This is a genomic window from Dongia sp., from assembly GCF_041910485.1.
In the GTDB taxonomy this organism is placed as follows: domain Bacteria; phylum Pseudomonadota; class Alphaproteobacteria; order Dongiales; family Dongiaceae; genus Dongia.
Genome location: NZ_JAYRQR010000057.1, coordinates 1 through 1,601, shown reverse-complemented (window position 1 = coordinate 1,601; position 1,601 = coordinate 1). Strand labels below are relative to the sequence as shown.

General features: G+C 59.8%; 1 protein-coding gene and 1 pseudogene. Both read left to right on the top strand.

Features of this window, described 5'->3' with window-relative positions:
- Window positions 1-381: pseudogene (locus ACE3PP_RS18640) on the top strand (methyl-accepting chemotaxis protein); the annotation flags it as partial.
- Window positions 382-593: 212 nt separating this feature from the next.
- Window positions 594-1,601: MCP four helix bundle domain-containing protein (locus ACE3PP_RS18635; RefSeq protein WP_374384777.1), on the top strand; the 1,008-nt coding region annotated here is incomplete at its 3' end.

The window sequence follows — 1,601 nt, the reverse complement described above, 5'->3', positions numbered from 1 at the left end:
GCCGCCTGCCGCGAGCAGGATATCGGCGCCTCGCAGATCAACGAGGCGATCCAGCAGCTCGACAAGGTGACGCAGCAGAATGCCGGCGCCTCCGAAGAAATGTCGGCGACATCTGAAGAACTCGCTGCACAGGCAGAGGAACTCCAGACATCCATCGCTTTCTTCAAGGTGGATAACATGGCCTCCCGCATGGATCAGCGTTCGGTTGTCCAGCGGGCCGTGCCGGCTTCCGCTTCGGCGGCCCGCGCGCCGCAGCGCAAGCCGCAAAAGGCGGCCGGAATGAACGTCGCGGCCCAGCAGGCCCGCGCCAAGGGCTTTGCCCTCGATATGACCATGGGCGGGCCGGATGCCGGCGACGCGGATTTCAGGGAAAGCGCATAGGTTTTCCCGGCGGAAATATTTAGCGGGCGTCCCTTGTCGGGGCGCCCCTTTCAGGGCCCCGCGTGTGAATGCGCTGGTGTCAATGATTGCCGGTAATCGGCGAATGCAGGCGTGAATGTTTCGCCTCCCTGCTTTCGTTGCCGGTGGTCAAAGCAACATCACGAAACTGGGCATGTGTTTGCATGCCCATTCACCAATGTGGGGTAGGGAAAATGCGATTTACGATCAAACTGAAACTGGCTCTGGCCTTTGGCTTCATGGTGTTGATGCTGCTGGTGGCATCGTCCTACGGGATCATGAGCCTCGCCGATTCCAAGTCGAATATGGACGAGGTGATCGAGGGAACCGTGGTGCGTCTGGACAAGATCCAGCAGCTCAATGCGATTTCGCTGACCATCGTTCGTGCCCAGAAGAACATGATTCTGGCGGCGACGCCGGAAGAGGTGAAGAAATACATCGATCTCAGTCTGGAGGAACAGGCGACCTTCAACCAGATGTTCGAGGAAATGGCGTCGACTGCAAGTGCCGCGACCCGCGATTACTGGCAGCAGTTGCGTGTTGCCATCGATAAATTCGAGGCGAGCGACAGGCGAATTCACCAGCTGGTGAGCGTCGGCAACACCGCGGAAGCTTCGCGCATGTCCGCCAATGAGGGCCGCGATGCCGCGAACGAGCTGACGAAGAAGCTCGAAGAGGGCGTGCAGCTGAACCGCGATCGCCTGCAGGAGGCCAAGGCCAGCGCAGATGCGGAATATCAGTCGACACGCATGCTGCTTGTGTCCCTTTCCGTGATCGCCGTCATCATCGCCTCCGTCACGGCCTTCTGGATCGCACTTGGAATCAGCGCTGGCCTGCGCAAGATCACCCACGTCGCCGAAGCCGTCGCAATCGGCGATCTCAACCAGAGTGTCGAGATCAAGACCAATGACGAGATCAAGGATCTGGTCGATACCATCAACCGCATGACCGGCAACCTGAAGGAAATGGCGGGTGTCGCCGATCAGATCTCCAACGGCGACCTGACCGTTACGCCGAAGCCGCAATCCGAAAAGGACATGCTGGGCTTTGCGCTTCTGCGCATGGTCGAGCGGCTTCGTGGTGTTGTTGCGGACGCGCTTTCTGCGTCTGACAACGTGTCGTCGGGCAGCCAGGAGCTTTCGGCGAGCTCGGAACAGCTCTCGCAGGGTGCGACGGAACAGGCTGCTTCGGCAGAAGAAGCT